At 73.0% G+C, this 22,467-nt stretch carries 14 protein-coding genes; 5 read left to right on the top strand and 9 right to left on the bottom strand.

Translation table 11 applies throughout. From position 1 onward, the window contains the following. Positions 1–25: 25 nt before the first annotated feature. Positions 26–820: a hypothetical protein gene (locus BUE41_RS01895; RefSeq protein ID WP_073455041.1), complete on the top strand. Its 795-nt coding sequence runs from the start codon at positions 26–28 to the stop codon at positions 818–820. On the opposite strand, the gene BUE41_RS01890 is transcribed toward BUE41_RS01895, so the two are convergent. Beyond that, positions 821–2,374, bottom strand: coding sequence for a GDSL-type esterase/lipase family protein (locus BUE41_RS01890; protein ID WP_200803708.1), 1,554 nt, complete (start codon positions 2,372–2,374; stop codon positions 821–823). 69 nt (positions 2,375–2,443) lie between these two features. Then, positions 2,444–4,531 carry a SpoIIE family protein phosphatase gene (locus BUE41_RS01885; RefSeq protein ID WP_143171917.1) on the bottom strand — a complete coding sequence of 696 codons (2,088 nt, stop codon included), beginning with the start codon at positions 4,529–4,531 and terminating at the stop codon, positions 2,444–2,446. A 404-nt stretch (positions 4,532–4,935) separates the two neighbouring features. Here BUE41_RS01885 and BUE41_RS01880 point away from each other — a divergent pair, with 404 nt between their 5' ends. Beyond that, positions 4,936–9,426, top strand: a complete 4,491-nt coding sequence (locus tag BUE41_RS01880; protein ID WP_084754182.1) for a hybrid sensor histidine kinase/response regulator — start codon at positions 4,936–4,938, stop codon at positions 9,424–9,426. Then, positions 9,423–9,950 carry a response regulator gene (locus tag BUE41_RS01875; RefSeq protein ID WP_073455039.1) on the top strand — a complete coding sequence of 176 codons (528 nt, stop codon included), beginning with the start codon at positions 9,423–9,425 and terminating at the stop codon, positions 9,948–9,950. The genes BUE41_RS01880 and BUE41_RS01875 overlap by 4 nt, the downstream gene beginning before the upstream one ends. Before the next feature lie 20 nt (positions 9,951–9,970). On the opposite strand, the gene BUE41_RS01870 is transcribed toward BUE41_RS01875, so the two are convergent. The 4 genes from BUE41_RS01870 to BUE41_RS01860 all read right to left on the bottom strand — a co-directional run bounded on the left by BUE41_RS01870 (position 9,971) and on the right by BUE41_RS01860 (position 13,795). Continuing rightward, positions 9,971–11,050 carry an AbrB family transcriptional regulator gene (locus BUE41_RS01870; protein WP_073455038.1) on the bottom strand — a complete coding sequence of 360 codons (1,080 nt, stop codon included), beginning with the start codon at positions 11,048–11,050 and terminating at the stop codon, positions 9,971–9,973. 217 nt (positions 11,051–11,267) lie between these two features. Beyond that, positions 11,268–12,533 carry a sunset domain-containing protein gene (locus BUE41_RS01865; RefSeq protein WP_073455037.1) on the bottom strand — a complete coding sequence of 422 codons (1,266 nt, stop codon included), beginning with the start codon at positions 12,531–12,533 and terminating at the stop codon, positions 11,268–11,270. Positions 12,534–12,563: 30 nt separating this feature from the next. Then, positions 12,564–12,689, bottom strand: coding sequence for a hypothetical protein (locus BUE41_RS32360; protein WP_268794428.1), 126 nt, complete (start codon positions 12,687–12,689; stop codon positions 12,564–12,566). An 11-nt stretch (positions 12,690–12,700) separates the two neighbouring features. Next, positions 12,701–13,795 (bottom strand): OmpA family protein, encoded by a 1,095-nt coding sequence (locus BUE41_RS01860; protein ID WP_159444842.1) that lies wholly within the window; start codon positions 13,793–13,795, stop codon positions 12,701–12,703. A 281-nt stretch (positions 13,796–14,076) separates the two neighbouring features. Between BUE41_RS01860 and fabG the strand changes: the two genes are divergently transcribed. Both fabG and BUE41_RS01850 read left to right on the top strand, forming a co-directional pair. Next, positions 14,077–14,838, top strand: a complete 762-nt coding sequence (gene fabG / locus BUE41_RS01855) for a 3-oxoacyl-ACP reductase FabG (RefSeq protein ID WP_073455035.1) — start codon at positions 14,077–14,079, stop codon at positions 14,836–14,838. 674 nt (positions 14,839–15,512) lie between these two features. After that, the gene (locus BUE41_RS01850; RefSeq protein WP_073455034.1) at positions 15,513–16,778 is read left to right on the top strand and encodes a DUF4032 domain-containing protein; all 1,266 of its coding nucleotides are present in this window, start codon (positions 15,513–15,515) and stop codon (positions 16,776–16,778) included. On the opposite strand, the gene cydD is transcribed toward BUE41_RS01850, so the two are convergent. The 3 genes from cydD to BUE41_RS01835 are packed head-to-tail and all read right to left on the bottom strand — an operon-like array spanning position 16,712 to position 22,452. Continuing rightward, positions 16,712–20,101: a thiol reductant ABC exporter subunit CydD gene (gene cydD / locus BUE41_RS31625; RefSeq protein ID WP_073455033.1), complete on the bottom strand. Its 3,390-nt coding sequence runs from the start codon at positions 20,099–20,101 to the stop codon at positions 16,712–16,714. The two genes, BUE41_RS01850 and cydD, sit on opposite strands and share 67 nt — an antisense overlap. Then, a complete protein-coding gene (gene cydB / locus BUE41_RS01840) occupies positions 20,101–21,063 on the bottom strand; it encodes a cytochrome d ubiquinol oxidase subunit II (RefSeq protein WP_073455032.1) in 963 nt (320 codons plus the stop codon). The genes cydD and cydB overlap by 1 nt, the downstream gene beginning before the upstream one ends. Beyond that, positions 21,064–22,452, bottom strand: coding sequence for a cytochrome ubiquinol oxidase subunit I (locus tag BUE41_RS01835; RefSeq protein WP_073455031.1), 1,389 nt, complete (start codon positions 22,450–22,452; stop codon positions 21,064–21,066). Between the last annotated feature and the right edge of the window lie 15 nt (positions 22,453–22,467).

Raw genomic sequence — 22,467 nt, 5'->3', positions numbered from 1 at the left:
TGCCCCGGGGTGGTAGAAGTCGCGAGTGACCAGTGATCCTGCCACGACCGCACCCGCGGCGCGGCCGCGGGCCGAGTGGGTGGCCCGGGCGCTCGCCGTTGTGTTCGCCCTGTTCTGGGGCGTGCTCTTCTTCGGGCTCGTCGACCTCGCCACGGCCGTGGCGGAGGATCCGCGGTTCCGCCACTTCCTCCTGGTGGAGGCCGGCTGGGGCCTGCTCTACACGGTGCTGGTCATGCTGCCGCTGCTGGCGTGGGCGGTGCGCCCGGCCGCGACGATCCTGCTGCAGCAGGTGCTCGCGGCGGCCGCGGCCGTCCTCGTCGCCGCCGTGGCCGGGTTCGCCCCCGGACAGGTGCTGCCCGCGCTGTTCCTCGAGGTCAGCGCGTTCGTCCCGGCGCTGGTGGCTCGGCGATCGCTCCGGTTCCCGCCGCTGTCGCTGCGGAGCTGCCACCCACTGCTCGCGGTCCTCTCCCTGATCGCGTTGATCGGTGCCGTCGCCTACGCGGTCGTGGTGCTGCGTCATGCGTACGCCGGGGTGGCCGACGACGACACGTGGGGCCTCGCGCACCTGCCGATGCAGGCGGGGTTCGGGCTGACGATCGCCGGTGCCACGGTGGTCGTGGCGCTCGCGCAGGGGGCGGGGCAGCCGCGCTGGCGCGTCGGCACGGTGTTCCCGGCGCTCGCCGCGGCCGGACTGGGCGCTTTCTCGCTGCGGTGGCCCGACGAGCTCGCGAGCCTCGGCGTCACCGGCGGGGCAGCGGCGCTGGTCTGGGCGGTCGCGCTGCTCGTCCTCCCACTGGTCGTCCGCGACCGACCGGCCTGATCAGGACGTGGCGTTCGGCGCGATGAGCCGGACCACGGCCGACGCGATCCGGAGCGAGCCCACCCCGGTCGGGTGGAACGCGTTCGGGTTGTCGATGCCCTGCAGGTCCGGGCCGAGCTCCGGGGTGCCGTCAGTGCACAGCGGTCGCAGCGCCGGGCGGGCCACGGAGAACCCGTACTTCTCGGCGCCGGTCGTGAGCACCTCGTTGAGCTGGGCGTTGCGCGCGGCGAACAGGTCCACCTTGCGCGCGTCGAGCCCGGGGGTGCCGGGGAAGCGCAGGTCGGGGCACGCCGGGTCGAGCTCGGAGCCGGGCGGGAACACGTCGTACGACGTCGTGACGATCACCTGCGGTCGGCCGGGGAGATCGTTCAGCTCGGCGAGCAGCTGGCCGAAGGCCTGGTCGAACGCGGCCAGCCGGTAGGTGAACTCGCCCTCGGTCAGCGCGTCATCGCACTCGGCCACGCCGTAGCAGTACCGCAGGAAGTCGGTCCAGCCCACGTCGTTCGGGCCGATCACCACGACGACGAACTCCAGGCCCTGCAACTGCTTGAGCGAGGCGATCTGCGGGGGCAGCGTGACGCCCTCGCGGACCTGCGGGCCGAGCAGCCCCTCGGTGACGGTGGCGTCCGGGCAGGCCAGGTTCAACACTCTGCTGGGCATGAGCTGGCCGATCTCGACGGCCAGCGAGTCGCTGCTGCGGGCGCACACGGCGTCGTCGGCCCGGTCGCCGCGCTCGCCGACGGGCGGGCCGCCGACACGGGCCGCGCGCGAGTCGCCGATCACCGCGCCCTTGAACCCGATCAGGGCGGGACCGGCGGGGGGCGGCGACACGTGCCGAACCCCGACGAGCTGGGTGAGCGAGTTGACGCCCTGGAGCCCGCCCGCGGCACCGTCGTAGGCGAGCCAGCCGCAGGCGAGCCACGCGAGCGCGGAGACAGTGGTGGCCAGCACGGTCATCCGGCCGGCCGCGCGCACGCAGTAGGCCCAGATGTCCGCGAGCGGCTGGTGATCAGCACCCGCCCGGCTCTGGGCACGCACCACGAGCAGGGTGCGGATCCCGGCGGCCGCGGCCGCCGACACCAGCGCGAACGCCAGCAGGCCGAGTCCGCCGAGCACGTACCACGTGAGGAACCCGTCGGTGACGGCCTGCACCGCGGCTGCGGCGGCCGCCGGACCCGCCTGCGGATCGAACATCGCCTCCGACGCCGCGTTGCGCTGCATCGGGCCGAGCGTGATCTGCGGGCGCAGCGGGCCGTAGACCTGGATGCGGTCGATGTCGAGCGCGGTGTTGCCGACCTGGACCAGCCGGGCCGGCCCGGACAGGTTCGGCTCCGGCGGGCGCGCTCCGACCGCGATGTGCTGGCCGAACGCGACGACCTCCTGCGCCGGGGTGAGCAGGATCGCGACCGGCAGCCCGACGAGCAGGCAGAACAGGATCAGCAGTACCGTCGGACGGGAGCGGAGTTCCCGCCTCAGCCCGGGGTCACGCAGAGCGGGGCGTTCGGAGCGCGGGTTGCGGTGCAGCGTTCGGATCCTCGTGACGAGCGAGCGCACGGACCCCACCAGGATGCGTCACCGACGGCCGGGTGCGCGACCGTTCGCAGACATTTCACGTGCTGACCATCACGGGGCTGCCCGCACCGCGAGGAGGGCCACGTCGTCGTCCATCGGCTCGGGGGAGAACCGCTCGACCGCCTCCCGGGTCGCCTCGACGACGGCGGCGGCGGTGCCCCCGGCGGCGCCGGCCGCGACGTCCAGCAGGCGTTCGGTGCCGAACTGCTCGGTGCCGCGGCGGCGCTCGGTGACCCCGTCGGTGTAGACGAGCAGGACGTCGCCGGGCTCCAGGTGGTGGCGGGTGCACTCCAGCTGCACGGTCGGGACCAGCCCGACCGCGGTGCCGAACACCCCGATCAGCTCGGCCTTGCCGGTGTGCCGCACCACGACCGGCTGCAGGTGCCCGGCCAGCACAAGCTCGACGTCCAGGCCTCCGCCGCTGAGCGGTGGGCGGCTCACCATGGCGGCCGCGAGCGTGCAGAACTGCAGCGGATCGGCGGCCTCCATCATCACCGCGTTGAGCACCTCGATCGCCTGCTGGAGCGAGCGGTGATCGCGCACGAGCACCCGCAGCACGTCGCGGACCAGGCCGGTGCGAGCCGCGGCCCGCGCGCCCTTGCCGCAGACGTCGCCGATCGACACCAGCCAGTGCGCCGGATCAACGGTGAGCACGTCGTAGAAGTCGCCGCCGACGTCGCTGCCGGTGCTGGCCGGCAGGTAGGCGGCGGCGAAGTCCAGCCCGGGCACGACGGGCAACGCGCGCGGCAGCAGGGCCTGCTGAAGTTCCTGGGAGACCGCGACGTGCGCGGCGGTGCTCTGCGCGTTGTGGATGGCAAGTGCGGCGCGGCGGGCGATGTCGCCGGCCAGCACGACGTCCTCGGGGTTGTGCGGACGGCCGGCGGGACGGCCGATGAGCAGCACGCCGATCGTGCGGCCGCGGGTGCGCAGCGGCAGCGCCAGCGCGTCGGCCGGTGCGGTGACGCGGACCGGCGCGACAGCGTCGCGGACCAGCTCGTTGAGCACGGATCGCAGCTCGGCGGGCATCCCCGGGCGGACCTCGGGATCGAGGACGGCGCGCAGCTCGGTGATCTCGTTCTCGTCGGCGTGGGTGAGCGCAGCCAGCTTCAGCCGACCGTCGGGCTCCAGCAGGTGCACCGCGCACCAGCGGCCCAGCCGCGGCACCACCACCTGCGGCACGACGGCCACGGTGAGATCGACGTCGAGGGACTGGCCGAGCAGCTCGCTGGTCTCGGCGAGGTAGGTCATCCACGCGCGGCGGCGCTGGTCGACGGCGCGCAGCCAGCGCGACTCGACCGCCATCGCGACCCGGTAGGCGATCAGTTCGGTCAGGTCGCGGACCCGGTCGGGGGCCAGCTCGGCTTCCGGGCGGTCGCGCCGGTGCGTGACGCGCAGGGTGCCGCGCAGCGGCGGGGTGACCGGCAGCGGCACCTCGACGGCGGTGCGCCGGTCGAGGGGGGAGCGGCCGATGCCGTCGCGGGCCACCTCCCGGACGCCGGCGCCGTCGCCCTCGTCGACCTCGACGCTGACCGACTCGGCCCGCAGCAGCTCGCGCAGCCGCCGCACGAGCTCGGCCACCAGCTCCATGGGCTCCAGCCGCTCGATCAGCGACGGCGGCACGTGCAGCAGCCAGCGGGCCTGCTCGGCGTCCGACCACACCCGCTCCGGGTCGGGCACGCTCACCGGCCGTTCGGGCGCCGCGGCCTCGGGGGTGCGGGCGATGGAGAACCAGATGACGTGCCGCCCGTCCGATTCGTGCCGGGTGCCCCACGTGGTGGCGAGCCGCTGCACCAGCTCCAGGCCGCGGCCGTGGGTGGCGGCGCGCCCGTACTGGCGGCGCGGCTTGGCCAGGTGCAGCTCCAGCGCGCCCTGGCCGCGGTCGGTGACCGACACCGTGATCTCGGCCGGGGTGACGACCAGCTCGACCTCGAACTCGGTGCCCGCGTGCAGGACGGCGTTCTCGCACAGCTCGCTGGCCAGCAGCACGACGGTGTCGGCGAGCGCGTCCACCGGCCCGGCGCCGGCCGCGGCCGCCGCGGTCTCGGCCTCTCGCAGGGCGTCCTGGAGCATGCGCCGCGCCCGCGCGGGGGAGCGCGCATCGGGCGGCAAGCGCATCCGCCGCTCGAGCTGTGAGGGCACGACGTGCAGTGTGCCCTGCCCGGGCGCGGTCCGCTCGACGCGGCTCGGTGGTCCGCTCGCCGCAGTGCGCGTTGCGCTGCTGGCGCCCCACCGGGGATGGTCGACCGACACCAGAGGAGCCGGCCACCGCCTGCGACCCGGCTGGGCCGCCGAGTTCGGTGGCGACCCTTCCGCGATGGGGCGCTAGGGTCGGGCGTGCGGTGGGCGCCCGGCTCCTCCCGGTGCGCGAAGCGGCCGATGATCGAACCAGCGGGCCGGCGTCTTTCGCACCACTGCGTGGGAGGGCTGCGATCGTGACGACCAGAAGGGCTCGCGGGGGGACGATCGCTCCGAGCGACGCCCCGGACCCGAACGGTTCTGGTGACCAGCGGGAACACCGGCTGCTCGCGGAGCTGGCCGAGGCGATGCAACAGGTGCGGCAGGGCCGGTTCGACGTGCGGCTGCCCCCGTACGAGGGGCACGCCGCCGTCGTGGACGCGTTCAACGAGATGGTCGCGATGCAGGAGCGGCGCAACCGCGATCTGCTGCGGCTGTCGCGCGTCGTCGGCCGCGAGGGTCGCATGTCGGAGCGGCTGGACGAGGAGGCCGGGGACGGCGGCTGGGCCACCAGCGCGCGGGCGATCAACGCGCTGATCGACGACCTGGCCGCGCCGACCGCCGAGATCGCGCGGGTCATCGAAGCGGTGGCCGAGGGCGACCTGTCCCAGCACATGGCGCTGGAGATCGAGGGCCGCCCGCTGCGCGGTGAGTTCCGGCGCATCGGCCGCACCGTGAACACCATGGTCGATCAGCTCTCGTCGTTCGCCGACGAGGTCACCCGGGTGGCCCGCGAGGTGGGCACGGAGGGCAAGCTCGGCGGCCAGGCCGACGTGCGCGGCGTCGCCGGCACCTGGCGGGCGCTCACCGACTCGGTCAACACGATGGCGTCCAACCTGACCAACCAGGTGCGGTCGATCTCCACGGCGGCCACCGCTATCGCGCAGGGCGACCTGTCGCGCACGATCACCGTGAACGCCCGCGGCGAGGTCGCCGAGCTGGCCGACACGATCAACGCGCTGACCGCCACGCTGCGGCTGTTCGCCGACGAGGTCACCCGGGTGGCTCGCGAGGTGGGCACCGACGGCCTGCTCGGCGGGCAGGCCGTCGTGCCGAACGTCGCCGGCACGTGGAAGGACCTCACCGACGCGGTGAACGTCATGGCCGCGAACCTGACCAACCAGGTACGCGGGATCGCCCAGGTCGCCACCGCCGTCGCCAACGGTGATCTGACGCAGAAGATCACGGTCGATGCTCGGGGTGAGATCCAGGAGCTGAAGTCGACGGTGAACACGATGGTGGATCAGCTGTCGTCGTTCGCCGCCGAGGTCACGCGGGTGGCCCGCGAGGTGGGTACGGAGGGGAAGCTGGGTGGTCAGGCGCAGGTGCAGGGGGTGTCCGGTACCTGGCGGGACCTGACGGAGAACGTCAACCAGCTGGCGTCGAACCTGACTGATCAGGTGCGCAACATCGCGCAGGTCACCACGGCGGTCGCGCGGGGTGATCTGACGCAGAAGATCACGGTCGATGCTCGGGGTGAGATCCTGGAGCTGAAGTCGACGGTGAACACGATGGTGGATCAGTTGTCGTCGTTCGCCGACGAGGTCACGCGGGTGGCCCGCGAGGTGGGTACGGAGGGCAAGCTCGGCGGGCAGGCCGAGGTCAAGGGCGTCTCCGGCACCTGGCGGGACCTGACGGAGAACGTCAACCAGCTGGCGTCGAACCTGACCGATCAGGTGCGCAACATCGCGCAGGTCACCACGGCGGTCGCGCGGGGTGATCTGACGCAGAAGATCACGGTCGATGCTCGGGGTGAGATCCAGGAGCTGAAGTCGACGGTGAACACGATGGTGGATCAGCTGTCGTCGTTCGCCGCCGAGGTCACGCGGGTGGCCCGCGAGGTGGGTACGGAGGGGAAGCTGGGTGGTCAGGCGCAGGTGCAGGGGGTGTCCGGTACCTGGCGGGACCTGACGGAGAACGTCAACCAGCTGGCGTCGAACCTGACTGATCAGGTGCGCAACATCGCGCAGGTCACCACGGCGGTCGCGCGGGGTGATCTGACGCAGAAGATCACGGTCGATGCTCGGGGTGAGATCCTGGAGCTGAAGTCGACGGTGAACACGATGGTGGATCAGTTGTCGTCGTTCGCCGACGAGGTCACGCGGGTGGCCCGCGAGGTGGGTACGGAGGGCAAGCTCGGCGGGCAGGCCGAGGTCAAGGGCGTCTCCGGCACCTGGCGCGACCTCACCGACAACGTCAACTACATGGCGTCGAACCTGACCGATCAGGTGCGCAACATCGCCCAGGTCACCACGGCCGTCGCCAACGGCGACCTCACCCAGAAGATCACGGTCGACGCCCGGGGCGAGATCCAGGAGCTGAAGTCGACCGTGAACACGATGGTCGACCAGCTCTCCGCCTTCGCCGCCGAGGTCACCCGGGTGGCCCGCGAGGTGGGCACGGAGGGCAAGCTCGGCGTGCTCGCCCAGGTCCGCGGCGTCTCCGGCACCTGGCGCGACCTCACCGAGAACGTCAACCAGCTGGCGTCGACGCTCACCACCCAGCTGCGGGCGATCTCCGAGGTGTCCACCGCGGTCGCCAGCGGCGACCTCACCCAGCAGATCAGCGTCCAGGCGGCCGGCGAGATCGCCGACCTCAAGGACACGATCAACCTGATGATCGCCAACCTGCGGGAGACCACGCGGGAGAACGCCGAGCAGGGCTGGATCGACTCGAACCTGGCCCGCATCGGCGGCCTCATGCAGGGCCAGCGCGATCTCGGCGAGATCTGCCGCATGATCATGAACGAGGTCACCCCGCTGGTGAACGCGCAGGTGGGCGCGTTCTTCCTGGCCTCCGCCACCGAGCCGGAGCCGGGCAGGGCACCCGAGGTGCGGTGGGTGATGACCGGCGGCTACGGCTGCCCGGTCGGCGATCCGCCGCTGTCGTTCGCGTCGGGGGAGGGCCTGGTCGGGCAGGCCGCAGCGACCCGCGAGCGCATCCTCGTCGAGGACGTGCCGCCGGACTACCTGCCGATCCGCTCAGGCCTGGGGCAGAGCGCGCCGCGCTCGGTCGTCGTGCTGCCGGTGCAGTACGAGGGGGAGTGCCTCGGCGTGATCGAGCTGGGCTCGGTCGCCCCGTTCTCGCCGCTGCACCTGATGTTCCTGGAGCGCGTGATCGCCACGATCGGCGTCGCGATCACCACGATCCAGGCCAACCGCCGCACCGAGGAGCTGCTGGCTCAGTCGCAGCGGTTGGCGATGGAGCTGCAGGCCCAGTCCGCTGAGCTGCAGCGCGCCAACGCCGAGCTGGAGGAGAAGGCGAAGCAGCTCTCCGAGCAGAACCGCAACGTCGAGATCAAGAACATGGAGATCGAGGCGGCGCGGCGCGGCGTGGAGGAGAAGGCGCAGCAGCTCGCGCAGGCCAGCCAGTACAAGTCGGAGTTCCTGGCCAACATGAGCCACGAGCTGCGCACGCCGCTGAACTCGCTGCTGCTGCTCTCGCGGCTCTTGGCCGACAACCCGGAGAAGAACCTCACCCCGAAGCAGATCGAGTTCGCTCGCACCATCCACGGCGCGGGCTCCGACCTGCTGCGGCTGATCGACGACATCCTCGACCTGTCGAAGATCGAGGCCGGCCGGGTCGACATCGACACCGGCCCGGTGGACCTGGTCGAGGTGTGCGGTGACCTGGAGCAGGCGATCGCGCCGCAGGCCGAGGACAAGGGCCTGGAGCTGCGGGTCGAGCTGTCGCCGGACCTGCCGCGGGAGATCACCACCGACGCCCAGCGGCTGCGCCAGGTGCTGCGGAACCTGCTGGCCAACGCCGTCAAGTTCACCGACGAGGGGCACGTGACTCTGGAGGTCGCGCCGGTGCCGCCGGGCGTCGTCCACGGCGTGCCGACCCTGGACTCCTCGCCGGTGGTGGTGGCGTTCGCGGTGCGCGACACCGGGATCGGCATCCCCGACGGCAAGCTGGAGATGATCTTCGAGCAGTTCCAGCAGGCCGACGGCACCACCAGCCGCAAGTACGGCGGCACCGGCCTGGGCCTGTCGATCTCCAAGGAGCTGGCCGGCATGCTCGGCGGCAAGATCGAGGTGTCGTCCGAGGTCGGCGTCGGCTCGGTGTTCACGCTCCTGCTGCCGGAGCACCTTCCGCCCTCCCTGACGTCGTCGCCGCCGTCGGCTCTGTCGTCGTCCACGTCGTCGGCTCTGTCGTCGGCTCTGTCGTCGGCTCTGTCGTCGTCACCGAGCGGCGCGCCGGGCCGCGGTCAGCGGCGCAACCCGGAGGCGATCTCCGCGGCGGAGCTCGCCGATCCGCAGCAGCCGACCACCGGCACCGCGATCCTGCGCGGCAACCCCGCGGGTTCGGGGGCGCGGCCGGTGCCGGAGCTGGCGGGGGCCACCGTGCTGATCATCGACGACGACGTGCGCAACGTGTTCGCACTGACCAGCGCGCTGGAGCTGCACGGGCTCACCGTGCTGTACGCCGACAACGGCGCGGACGGGATCAAGCTGCTCACCCAGCACGCCGAGGTCGACATGGTCCTGATGGACGCGATGATGCCCGACCTCGACGGCAACGAGACCACCCGACGCATCCGCGCGCTGCCGCAGGGCCGTGACCTGCCGGTCGTGTTCTTGACGGCGAAGGCGATGCCGGGCGACCGCGAGTCCAGCCTGGCTGCCGGCGCCACGGAGTACGTGACGAAGCCGGTCGACATCGACGAGCTGCTGTCGTTGATGGCCACGTGGGTCGGCCCGGCGCGGGCGGCCCGGGAGGAAGCGCGGCGGGAGCGCCGGCGCGAAGCACAGCGTGACGGTCGGCGTAACGGTCATCGTGGAGGACGGAGCGCATGACCACGCGCACGGCCCGGGTGCTGGCCGTCGACGACCGGCGGGAGAACCTGCTGGCCCTGACCGCGATCCTGGAGGGGCTCCCCGTCGAGATCGTGGCGGTCACCAGCGGGGAGGACGCGCTCAAGAGGCTGCTCGTCGAGGACTACGCGGTGATCCTGCTCGACGCGCACATGCCGGGCATGGACGGTTTCGAGACGGCCGGGCACGTCAAGCAGCGGGAGCGGACCCGGCACATCCCGATCCTGTTCCTCACCGCGGTGGACTACGACCCGCACCTGGCGTTCCGCGGCTACCAGGCGGGCGCGGTCGACTACATCACCAAGCCGTTCGATCCGTGGGTGCTGCGGTCGAAGGTGGCGGTGTTCGTCGATCTGTGGACGATGCACATGCAGGTGGCGGACCAGGCGGCGGAGTGCGCGCGGCTGCGGTCGGGCGTGGACGACGCGCTGCGGCTGCTGGAGGGCGATCCGCCGGCGGTGGAGGAGGCCATGGCGCGGCTGCGGGAGGCCCGCGAGCCCACCTGATGCGTCAGTCTTCCGCGGTGTCAGTCGTCCTCGGTGTCGGCGTTCGTGGCGCCCACCCCGGCGCGGCGGTTCGCGAGCCGGGCCAACAGCGGTGTCACCAGCAGCAGGAGGATCACCCGCAGCACCTGCACGGCGACCACGAACGTCACGTCCGAGCCGGAGGAGATGGCGGTGGCGAGTGCCGCGTACACGCCGCCGGGGGTGGTCGCGAGGTAGCCGTCGAGCAGGGACGCGCCGGTGAGCGCGGAGAGCGCGAGCCCGAGACCGGCGCAGGCGACGCTCACCGCGACGATGAGCGCGAGCATCGCCGGGAGCGCGCCGAGCACCGTCTTCAGGCTGGACCGGGTGAACCCGATCCCGGCCTGCCACCCGATCACCGCGTAGCCGAGGTCGACGACCAGCGTCGGCACGGTCACCCCGGGGACGAGCCCGGCCAGGTTGAGCGCGATCGCGACCAGCATCGGCCCGAGCAGGCCACCGGAGGGCATGCGGGTCAGCCGTGCCAGCGGGATCCCGGCGCCGACGCAGATCGCCAGCACCAGTAGCCCCTGCCACCAGGGCGCCCCGGCCGGACCGGCCGGCGCCCCGACCCCCACGGCCGCGCCGTAGAAGGCCATCGCCACCAGCGGGGTCGACGCCGCGACGAGCCCGGCCCGCAGGTACTGGGCGACCACGACGACGCGGTCGTCCGCGCCGAGCTCGCGGCTCATCGCGACCATCCCGGACGCGCCGCCCGCGGTCAGCGCGAACATCCCGGTCAGGGCGGACACGCCGCGGCGCAGCCCGAGCAGCAGCCCGGCCGACGAGGACAGGACCAGCGTGGCGACGCTGATCAGCAGCACCGGCAGCCAGTCCTGCGCCAGGCCGGCGAGCGTGTCCGGGCTGGCCATCAGCCCGATGACCACGCCGATGACCGCCTGCCCGCACACGAACGCGGGCCGCGGCACCCGGGCCGGGGCCCGCCCGGCGAGGGCGAGGCAGGTCGCGACGAGGAGCCCGGCGAACAGCGCCGCTGTGGGCACCGACGCCGCGATCAGGGCCGCTGCCACGGCTGCGGTGAGCACGATCAGCACGGCCCAGCGGCCCAGAGCGGCGGTCATCGCGGCCCATCATCCCGCTCCCCGGGGCCGGCGGCGCTGCTCTGTGGCCACCCACACCGCTTCCGTTCCCACCGGAGGTCTGCGGGGCGTGCTCCGGGAAGCGACTGCCGAGTGACTGCGCGAGCGCGCGGCGGCCCCTTGCACCACGCCCCTGAGCGCTGCCACTGGGCACGTTCGGTGCCAGCGTCGCAGGATCGGTCCTGAGCGTCCGATGCGGTCAGCTGTTCCCGTTCTCGCCGGAGCGGCGGCGGTTCCACGGTGCGAACCCGGCGGCCTCCGCGGCCTCGGTCGAGCTGAACCACGCCTCTGCCCGGGTGCGGGCGTAGTACGGGGAGTCCGGGGTGTGGTAGAGCATCGAGTTCGCGTTTCCCTTGATCGTGAACTCGGGGCCGGGGGCCGAGCCGTCCGGGTTCGGCTTCGCCGAGCCCGGACCGTAGGGCGCCTCGACGGTGGCCGTCGCGGCAACGGCAGCGGTTTCGTCGCCGGCGCCGTTGCCCCGGGCTTCGCTCGTGTCGATCGCCGTGGTCGTCTCGGCCGCGCCGCCCTCAGCGGCAGTGCCATCGGTGGCAGTGCCATCGGTGGCGGTGCCATCGGTGACGGTGCCATCGGTGGCGGTGCTCCCAGCGGCAGCGCCGGTCGCGATCACCGTCGTGGCGCCCTCCGCGGCGCCGGCGTCGATCGCGGTGGTGGCGCCGTCGGCATCCGCGGTGTCTGCGGTGGTGTCTGCAGTGGTCTTCGGCGCTTCGCCCGCGTCCGCTTCGGACTCTCCGGCGGTGGCCGTGGCGCCGGTGGCGATGACCGTCGTGGCCGCGGCGGCGTCGGCGACTCCGCCAGGTTCGCTGCTCTCGGCTTCGACCCTCGCGGCCTCCGTGTCCACCACTGCGGCCTCGGCGGCCGTGTGCGCGCCCTCGGCGGCGGTCCCCCCGGCGGCTTCCGCGGCCTTGCCTTCCGTCTTCTCCCCGGTCTTCTCCCCGGACTTCGCCCCGGCTCCGTCCGCAGTCTCGCTGTCGCGCCTGTCGGTCTTCACCAGCGGGATCGCCGTGGTGACCGCGGCGGCCTCCGACTCGGCCTTCTCCGTCTTCTCGCCCTCGGGCTCGACGACCGGGATCTGCGTGGTCGCGTCCGCGGCGCCGACGATCGGGATCTGCGCGGTCGCCTCAGCGATGGGCAGGCCGGCGGCGCGGGTGTCGAGCAGCGCGAGGGCGGAGTCGACCGCGGGGAACTGCTCGGTCGGTGGCTCGTCTGCCTGCGTCCGGTCGGCGACGGACGGGTCGACGACGGTGGTGCGCTCGGAATCGTCACCACCGGGACCGCGGTCGAGGAGGGAGGTCCGCTCGTCTGTGCCGACGCTGCTGGCGGCCGCGGCCTGGGCCGCCCGCAGGCGCCGCTGCGCCGGGAGCACGAACAGCAGCCACGCGACCAGCACGCCGACGGCGAAGGCGATCAGGTACCAGATCCAGGTCTGACCGAAGAGCCACAGCACGGGAGGTCCTCCAGGGGTGCGAGTGCGAGGTCAGCGCTTCTCGAGCCGGTCGGCGGCACGGGAGATCGGACGGGCCCAGAACAGGTAGCCGGCGAGGACCCCGAGCAGGAACGCGACGAGGATCAGGACCCAGACCTGCGTGAAGAGGTAGAACACGGCGTACTCCCTCAGACGACGGTGATCTCGACGCGGCGAGCCGACGGGGACGGGATGGGGTTGGTGCCCTCACCGAGGCCGCGGATCGTGATGCGGTCGGCGGGGATGCCACCGGCGACGAGCGCGTCGCGCACGGTGGCGGCGCGCGCCGTCGACAGTTCCTCCGCGGTCATCCGGCCGTCGCCCGGGCCGGCGGCGACGTAGCCGTCGATCTGGATGCGGGCCCCGGGTGCGGCCCGCAGCAGGTCCAGTACCCGCGCGACGGCGGCCCCGCCCTGCGGCGTGAGCTGCGGGGAGTTCGGGCCGAAGCTGATCGGGGTCGCGGCCAGCAGCTCGGAGAGCTGGGTCTGCAGCGTCTGCTTGGTGGCTGGGTCGAGGTCGGCGCCCGGCGCGCCGGGAGCGGGGGCGGGCGCGGTCGGCGCGGTGGGGACGGGTGCGGCCACCGTCAGCCGGTCGTCGAGGGTGAAGCCGGGTACTGCGGCACCGATCCGCTGCGCGACGGCAGACCGCGCGGCCTCGTCGGCGACCTGCCCGCTCAGGGTGAGGGTCGGGCCGGACACCGAGACGGTGATCTCCCCCGGGATGCCCGCGAGCGCCGCCGCGATGGCGGTGACCGTGGTCGGGTTGATGCCGTCGGGCAGGCGGGCGCCGGGCTGCACGGTCAGCTCGTCGTCGATCGAGCGGCCGCCCGCCTGGGCCGCGGCCGCCGACACGAGCCGGCTGCGCTCCTCCTCGGAGCCGACGGTGCCGGTGAGGACGATCGAGTCACCGGTCTCGGTCAGCCCGAACGGTGCGGCACCGCCGGTCGGCAGGAACCCGGCCACCCGGACGCCGGTGACCTCCTCGACCACGGTCTGCGCCTGCTCCTGCAGCCCGGGCGCGACTCCGACGATGGTGGCGTCGCGACCGGAGAACTCCACGCCCGATGAGGCGATGCCGGCGGCGGAGAGCGCCTCTGCGGCCCGCTGCCCCAGATGGGCCTCGATCTGCGGGCGCGGCCAGGCGAGCGTGATGCCGGCCAGCACGGTCGGGACGATCAGTGCCGCAGCGCCGAGGGGGAGCCAGGGCGTGCGGATGGCGGGACGGTCGCCGGTTGACTCGCTCACGGTGCCCTCGCAGGTCGGGTTCGCGGTGCGGACGGGCGTCACGGCGCGCGGGCGACACTGCACCGCATGATCACTAACCGTGACTGCACGAACAGTTGCCCATGCAGGTCACGGAATGGTGACGTCTCGGACACGGGTTGTCACGTCGCGGCTGCTCGTCGATCAGCGGCGGCCGGGGCGCGGAGCCGTCGGACTATGCAGCCGCTCACCCGAGCATGGCGTCCGCCGAGCGCACGGGCGAGACTCGGGCCACAGCTCGAGATCGTTCAGAGGGAGAGCAGATGACCGACAACGCCGCTCGGGTGGCGATCGTGACGGGAGCCGCCCGGGGGATCGGCGCGGCCACGGCTGTGCGCCTGGCCGCGGACGAACGCGCGGTGGCCGTTGTGGACCTGGAGGAGTCCGCCGGCAAGGACACGGTGGCCGCGATCGAGGCCGCCGGTGGCCGGGCCATCGCGGTGGGGGCCGACGTCTCGGACGAAGCGGCCGTCAACGCGGCGGTCGAGCGCGTGACCGCCGAGCTGGGTGCCCCGACGATCCTGGTGAACAACGCCGGCATCACCCGCGACAACCTGCTGTTCAAGATGGACGTGTCCGACTGGGACACCGTCATGGGTGTGCACCTGCGCGGCTCGTTCCTGATGGCGAGGGCGGTGCAGAAGCACATGGTCGACGCCAAGTGGGGCCGCATCGTCAACATCTCCAGCACGTCCGCACTGGGCAACCGCGGCCAAGCCAACTACTCCACGGCGAAGGCCGGCCTGCAGGGCTTCACCAAGACCCTCGCGATCGAGCTGGGTAAGTTCGGCATCACCGTGAACTGCGTGGCGCCGGGCTTCATCGTCAGCGACATGACGAAGGCGACTGCCCAGCGGATCGGCCAGGACTGGGAGTCCTACCTCGCCGCCCGCGCCGCTGCCATCCCGGTGCAGCGGGCGGGCCAGCCGGAGGACATCGCGAACGCCGTCTCGTTCTTCACCAGCGAGCAGTCCAGCTTCGTCTCCGGCCAGGTCCTCTACGTCGCGGGCGGCCCGAAGGCCTGACCCCGTGATCACCGCGCGGGCCGCTCGTCCGACGGTGGGCGGCCCGCGCGAGCGTCGCAGCGAGGAAGCCGGGGCGCCCGGAGCAACGCCGCGTGCTTCCGGCCGCAACCCGATCGTCGACCCGGTCGATGTGGCTCACGGTGATCGGGGTTCCGGTCGTCGATCCCTCCTCGGTCGTTCGGTGACGCCGACTTCTTCTGCGTGGTTGTGGAAGGCGCGGTAGCCGTTGCCGTTGGTGGGGTTGGTCGTGCCCTCGTCTTCGTGGCGGGTGCGGTGGTCGACGGGGTGGATGGGGCGTTGCAGTGCGGGGTGGTGCAGTGCACCCGGCACACCCCGACAAGCCCCGCACACCCGGTGACGCGCGGACTTCCGTCCGGTCGACCCCCCGGGCGAGCACCCAGCCCGAACGCAGAACTCATCCGACGTACCGCATCACCCGCGACACCGCACGCGAAACTCGCCGCACCGGGGAACTCGCCGGTCAGAACGCGAGACTCGCCGGCCCGATCGCACGACTCACCGACCCGACCGCGAAACTCGCGGACGCGACCGCAAGTCTCACCCAACCGATCGCACGACCCGCAGCACCAGACGCCGGACTCGCGGTCCTGACCGCACGACCCGCCCCACCCGCAGGACCTGCCGTCGTTTGCGCGTCCGTCGATACTGGACGGATGCGCTTCATCTTCCGGCCGCCGGCGGCCGACGCGGCAGGGCTGTTGACGCTGCCGTGGCAGGAGCCGCTGGAGGAGTGGGAGGACGAGCGGCTGCTGGAGATGCCGCACCGCGGCATCTCCCGCCACGTCGTGCGGTTCGTCGAGGACAGCGGTCAGATCTTCGCGCTCAAGGAGATCGACGAGCGCTTGGCCCGCCGCGAGTACCGGCTGCTGGGCCGGCTGCAGGAGATGGGCATGCCGGCCGTCACGGCCGTCGGTGTCTGCGTCGAGCGGGGCAGCTACCGCGGCACTCCGCTCGACGCGATCCTCGTGACGCGGTTCCTCGACTTCTCGATGTCGTACCGCTACCTGTTCTCCAACCGGTACGCGACGTTCCCGGAGGGCAAGCTCATCGACGCCATGGTGGAGCTGCTCGTCCGGCTGCACCTGGCGGGCCTGCTGTGGGGTGACTGCTCGCTGTCGAACACGCTGTTCCGCCCGGACGCGGGCAGCATCGAGGCCTACTTCGTCGACGCCGAGACCGCGGAGCTGCACCCGACGCTGTCGGACGGGCAGCGCGAGTACGACATCCGCCTCGCCGCGGAGCGGGTCGGCGGTGAGCTGCTCGATCTGCAGGCCGGTGGGCTGCTTCCCGAGCACGTCGACCCGATCGAGGTCGCCGCGTCGCTGACGGAGCGCTACCACGCGTTGTGGGACGAGCTGACCCGCGAGGAGCCGATCGACCCGGCCGACCAGCGCTACCAGGTCACCAAGCGGGTCGAGCGGCTGAACGAGCTCGGCTTCGACGTCGACGAGCTGGAGCTGGTCAGCACACCCGAGGGGGCGCGGCTGAAGGTCCGCACGAAGGTCGGGGTGAGCGATCGGCACCGCACCCGGTTGTTCGCCCTCACCGGCCTGGACGTCTCCGACAACCAGGCGCGGCGGCTGCTCAACGACATCGTCGCCTACCGCGGCTACCTCGAGCAGAAGGAGGGCCGCTCCATCCCGGAGACCGTGGCCGCGCACCGCTGGCGCATCGAGATCTTCGACAAGGTGCTCGGCCTGGTGCCGCCCGAGCTGCGGGGACGGCTCGCGCCCGCCGAGATCTTCCACGAGGTGCTGGAGCACCGCTGGTTCCTCTCCGAGCAGGCCGGTCGCGGGGTCAGCACGACGACGGCGGCCCGGTCGTACGTGGAGAACGTGCTGCCGAAGCTGCCTCAGACGCTGACGCCGGTCGCGACGACGCATTCCGCAGGTGACGGTGCGTCCGCGGGGGACGCGTAGCGGGTGATCTCCACGACGGAGTCGAACCGGTCCAGCCGGGCCCGGTCGTGGGTGATCACCAGCAGGCTGCGGCCGGACGCCGCGGCCAGCAGGTCATCGAGCAGCGCGTCGCGGGTGGCCGGGTCGAGGTGTGCGGTCGGCTCATCGAGGACCAGGTAGGGCGCGTCGGTCAGCAGCGCCCTGGCCAGGGCGATCCGCTGGCGCATCCCGCCGGACAGCCGGGCGCCGCCGACCCCGACGGGCGTGGCGGGGTCGAGATCGCCGAGCCGCACTCGGTGGAGCACCGCCCGCAGCTCGGCGTCGGTCGCGCAGGGCGCGGCGATGCGGAGGTTGTCGGCGACGGTGCCGGTGAACAGGTGCGGATCCTGCGGCACGCCGGAGATGATGCGCCGGAGCGCATCAGATGGCAGGCTTCTCACGTCGGTACCGTCAACGAGGACGGTGCCGGCCTCGGGATCCCGGAACCGGAACAGCACCGACGCGAGCGTGCTCTTGCCCGATCCGCTGGGCCCGATCACCGCGACCCGCTCGCCGGGTGCGACGTCGAGATCGAGGCCGTCGAGCACCCACGGGCCGTCGTCGTAGCGGACGCGCAGTCCGCGGATCCGCAACCCGCGGGCACCCGGTACGCGCGGCGCCGGCCGCATCCGCACGGACGGTGGGGTGTCCAGCACCGCGAACAGGCGCCGGGCCGCGGCGCGGACCGTGCCGAGCTTGGCCGCCGCGGCTGGGAGCGGCGCGACGATCTCGAACGCGGTCAGCGCCGTCAGCCCGAGGACGGCGAGGGGCACGGTGCCCAGCCCTGCTGCGATGCCGTCCGCCAGCACCGCCCACAGCGTGAGCCCGGCGATCAGCGTGGAGGCGCCCGCTCCGAGGGCGAGGATGCGCGCCTCGCGGTCCGACTGCGCGCGCAGCCGCGCATCCGCGTCGGCGACCCGACCGACCGCGGCCGGCACGGCGCCGTACGCGTGCAGGTCGGGCACTCCGTGCAGGGTGTCGACGAGCGTGGTGGTGAGCGCGGCGCGGGCGGCGGTGCGGCGGCGGCCGGGGCCCCGCCCGGCGAGCGCGGCGGCGGCCGGCACGGCGAGCCCGCCGAGGGCGAGTCCGGCGCCGAGCAGCAGCCCGGCCGTGGGGTGCAGCACGGCGGCGAGCCCGACGACGCCCGTCCCGGCCAGCAGCGCGGCGAGCGGCGGGGCGAGGCCGCGGACGAGCAGGTCCTGGGTGGCGTCGACGTCGTCGACGAACCGGCCCACGAGGTCGCCCGAGCGGAACTTGTGGACCGGTTCAGTGCGGGCGAGGCGTTCGAACACGCGGCCGCGCAGCCCAGCGAGCGTACGCAGCGCGGCGTCGTGGGTGACGAGTCGTTCGAGGTAGCGGGCCACGCCCCGGGTCAGACCCAGTGCACGGGTCCCGACGACGGCGAGCGACAGGGCGGTCATCGGCGGGTGCGTCGACGCGGTGGCCAGCAGCCAGGCCGCGACCGCGGTGAGACCCACCCCGGCCCCGGTCGCGACGGCGCCGGTGAGCACGCCGAGCCCGAACCGGCCGGCCCGCGGGCGGGCGAAGCGGATCAGTCGCCACAGCCCACTGCCCGTCGGGACGTCGTCGGTCTCGTGCTCATCGATCGCCGGAGCAGGGGCTGGGGCCGGGGATTCCGGCGCGGGCTCGTGGTGGCCGTTCGTCGCCGCGATCGGGAGCACGGTGTCGCCGCTCCAGCGTTCGTCGTGCGTGACGATCAGCGTCGTGCGACCCGGCGCCGGCTCGGCCAGCGCCCGGCGGACCAGCTCGGCCGAGCGCGGGTCGAGGTGCGCGGTCGGCTCGTCGAGCAGCAGGATCGGGGCGTTGCGCAGGAAGGCTCTGGCGAGTGCGATCCGCTGCCGCTGCCCGGAGGACAGGCGGGTGCCGCCTTCGCCGAGGCGGGTGGCGTAGCCGTCGGGCAGCGCGAGGATCTCCTCGTGGATGCCCGCCCGGCGGGCGGCCGCCTCGATCTCGACGTCGGAGGCGTCCGGGGCGCCGAGCCGGATGTTGTCGGCGACGGTCGCGTCGAACAGGTAGGGATGCTGCGGGACCCAGGCGACGTGGCGGCGCCACTCGGCGACGGGCACGTCGGCGAGATCGATCCCACCCACGGTGATCCGGCCGGCCGTGGGATCGCTAAAGCGCAGCAGGAGCGCGAGCAGACTGCTCTTGCCCGCACCGCTCGGCCCGCTGATCACCGTGGTCGTGCCGGGGGAGAGGCGCAGGTCCACGTGCTCCAGCACGGGCCGGCCCGGGGAGTACGCCAGGCCGACGTCGTGCAGGACGATCTCGGCGTGCGGATCGGCGGTGGCCGGGTGCACCGGGGCGGGCCGGTCCCCGCCGGGGCCGTCGAGCACGGCGAACGCGCGCTGCGCGGCGGTGACGCCCTCGATGCTGGCGTGGAAGCGGGCGCCGAGCTCGCGCAGCGGCAGGTACGCCTCCGGGGCCAGGATCAGCACGAACAATGCGGTGGTGAGATCGAGCTGCCCGTAGAGCAGCCGCAGCCCGATCTCGACCGCGACCACCGCCACGGACAGCGTCGCGGCGAGCTCCAGCACCAGCGCCGAGAGGAACGCGATCTTGAGCGTCGCGGTGGTGGCGACCCGGTGCTGCTCGGACGCCTCGCGGACCAGTGCCGCGGTGGCCCGGGCCCGGCGGAAGACCGCGAGCGTGGGCAGGCCCTCCACGGCGTCGAGGAACGTCGCGCCCAGCCGTTCGAGCAGGGTCCACTGCTCCTCGGTGCGCGCTCGGGTGTGCCAGCCGATCAGCGCCATGAACAGCGGGATCAGTGGCAGCGTCAAGGCCACGACCAGGGCGGAGGTCCCGTCCACCGCGGCCAGCGCGACGACCACGGCGCCCGGCACGAGCGCGGCGAGCACCAGCTGCGGCAGGTAGCGGGCGACGTAGTCGTGCAGCCCGTCGAGGCCGCGGCCGGCGAGCGTCGCGATCTCGCCGGGATCCGTCTCGGCGGGATCGGCTGCCGTGCCGGTCACGTGGTCGACCAGGCGCATCCTGAGGTCGGAGACGACCCGGGCGGCGCTGCGCAGCGCGGCGTTCTCCGCGCCGGCTGCGAGCACCGCCCGGGCCACCGCGATGCCGGCGACCGCCGCGACCGCAGTGCCGGCATCGAGGTCGGGGAGGCCGAACCCGAACAGCTCCAGTGCGCCTCCGCCGAGCAGATCGGCCAGCACCCACGCCTGGGTGAGCACCAGCCCGGTCAGCACCAGGCCCGCGGCCACCGACAGCGCGAGGTGCACCCGCACCGGGCGGGTGGTCGCGACCAGTCGGGGCTCGAGCGGGCGCATCACGCGCTCACGGGGGTTGCGGTGATCCGCTTGCGGAACACCCAGTACGTCCACGCCTGGTAGCCGAGCACGATCGGCAGCAGAACCGCCGCGATCACGCTGAGCAGGCCGAGCGTGTACGGGCCGGCCACCGCGTCGGCGACGGTGAGGTCGGGACCGGTCGTCGAGGTGATGAGCACGGGGAACCGGGAGGCCACGAGCAGCACCGAGAGCCCCGCCGTCGAGGCCGTCGTGGCGACGAACGCCCAGCCGTCCCGGCCGGCGGCGACGGCGAGGCCGGCGAGCGCGGCGAGCAGCGGGAGCACCCATGCGAGCGGCCCGGTCGGCACGGCGAGCGCGGCCAGCGCGGCGGCGGTGAGCGGGGCCGCCCACCGCACGGCGCTGCGGGCCCGGACGTGGATCGGACCGCCGGTCTTGAGCGCGAGGAACGTCGCCCCGTGCAGGACGCACAGCGCGAGCGTCGCGATCCCGCCGAGCAGCGGCAGCGGCGCCAGCAGAGCGCTCGCGCCGCCCTCCACGACCCGGTCGGCGCCGAGCGCCACGCCGGTGAGGGTGGCGGTGAAGAGCGCACCCCACACCAGCGGCGGCACCGCGCTCGCCACGGCGATCGCGGTGTCGCAGCGGGCGCGCCAGGCCGGGTCGGGCCGCTTGCTCCGGTAGTGCAGGGCGACCCCGCGCACGATCATGGCCAGCAGCACCAGCACGACCGGCAGGTAGAAGCCGGAGAGCGTCGCGGAGTACCAGGGCGAGAACGCGGCGAACATGACGCCGATCGCCGTCACCAGCCACACCTCGTTGCCGTCCCAGACAGGGCCGATGGAGGACAGGGCGGCGCCGCGGCCGGCGTCGTCGCGGCCGACGAGCGGGGCGAGGATGCCGACGCCGAAGTCGAAGCCCTCGAGCACCAGGTAGCCGGTCCAGAGCACGGCGACGGCGGCGAACCACACGGTGGGCAGATCCATCTAGGCCTCCTGGTAGCTCATCGGCCGGGTGAGCGCCTCCGGTTCGGCAGGTGGCGGGCCCGCCTTGACGCAGCGCCACAGCAGCCGGGCCTCGACGACGGCGAGCACCGCGTAGACCGTGGTGAACGCGGCGAGGGAGAACGCGACCTCGCCCAGCGAGACGCCGGGGGAGACGCTGGCGGCGGTGAGCAGCTCGCCGACGACCGTCCACGGCTGGCGGCCCATCTCGGTGAGGATCCAGCCGAAGATGTTCGCGGCCAGGGCGGCCGGAAGGCCCAGCATCGCCACGCGGTAGGCCCACGGCTCGGGCTCGCGGCCCTTGCGGGTCATCCACAGCCCGACCAGCCCGACCGCGGCCCCGGCCAGGCCGAGCCCCATCATCAGCCGGAACGCCCAGTAGAGGACCGCCACGTTGGGCACGTAGTCGCCCGGCCCGAAGGTCTGCTCGAACTGTTCCTGCAGATCGTTGACACCCTGGACCTCGCCGTCGATCGACCCGGTGGCGAGGAAGCTGAGCACCGGCGTGACGGCGATGTCGACGATGTTGCGCCGCTCGGTGAGGTCGCCGACGGCGAACAGGGAGAACCCGGCGTACTCGCCGGTGTCCCAGTGCGCCTCGGCGGCGGCGAGCTTCATCGGCTCGTACTGCGCCATGAGCTTGGCCTGCCCGTCGCCGGAGCCTGCGACGATCACCCCGGCGATCGCGGTGACGGTCAGCCCGGCCCGCAGCGCGGTGCGGAAGAGCGCCCGGTCCTCGTCGGAGTGCTTGAGCAGCCGGTACGCGCTGACGGCCACCACGAACAGCCCGGCGACGACGAACGAGGCCGACACGACGTGCACGAACGTCGAGATCGCCTGCGGGTTGGTCAGGACGGCCCACAGGTCGGTCATGCGGGCGCGCCCGGTCGCCTCGTCGACCTCGAAGCCGACGGGGTGGCGCATCCACGCGTTCGCCGCGAGGATGAAGTAGGCCGACAGGTTCGAGCCGATCGCGGCCGCCCAGATCGTCGCCAGGTGCACGCGGCGGGGCAGCTTGTCCCAGCCGAACATCCACAGGCCCAGGAACGTGGCCTCCAGGAAGAACGCGAGCAGCGCCTCCAGCGCGAGCGGGGCTCCGAAGACGTCCCCGACGAAGGTGGCGTAGTTGCTCCAGTTCATGCCGAACTGGAACTCCTGGACGAGGCCGGTGACCACGCCCATGGCCGTGTTGATCAGGTAGAGGTTGCCGAAGAAGCGGGTCGCGCGCAGGAGCTCGGGGCGGCCGGTCCGGTGCCACACCGTCTGCAGGCTCGCGACGATCACCGACAGGCCGATCGTCAGCGGCACGAACAGGAAGTGGTAGACGGTCGTGATCCCGAACTGCCAGCGGGCGAGATCGAGCGCATCCATGGCACCCCCCAACTT

The organism is Pseudonocardia thermophila (assembly GCF_900142365.1).
In the GTDB taxonomy this organism is placed as follows: Bacteria; Actinomycetota; Actinomycetes; order Mycobacteriales; family Pseudonocardiaceae; genus Pseudonocardia; species Pseudonocardia thermophila.
This window is presented reverse-complemented; position numbering and strand designations above follow the sequence as displayed.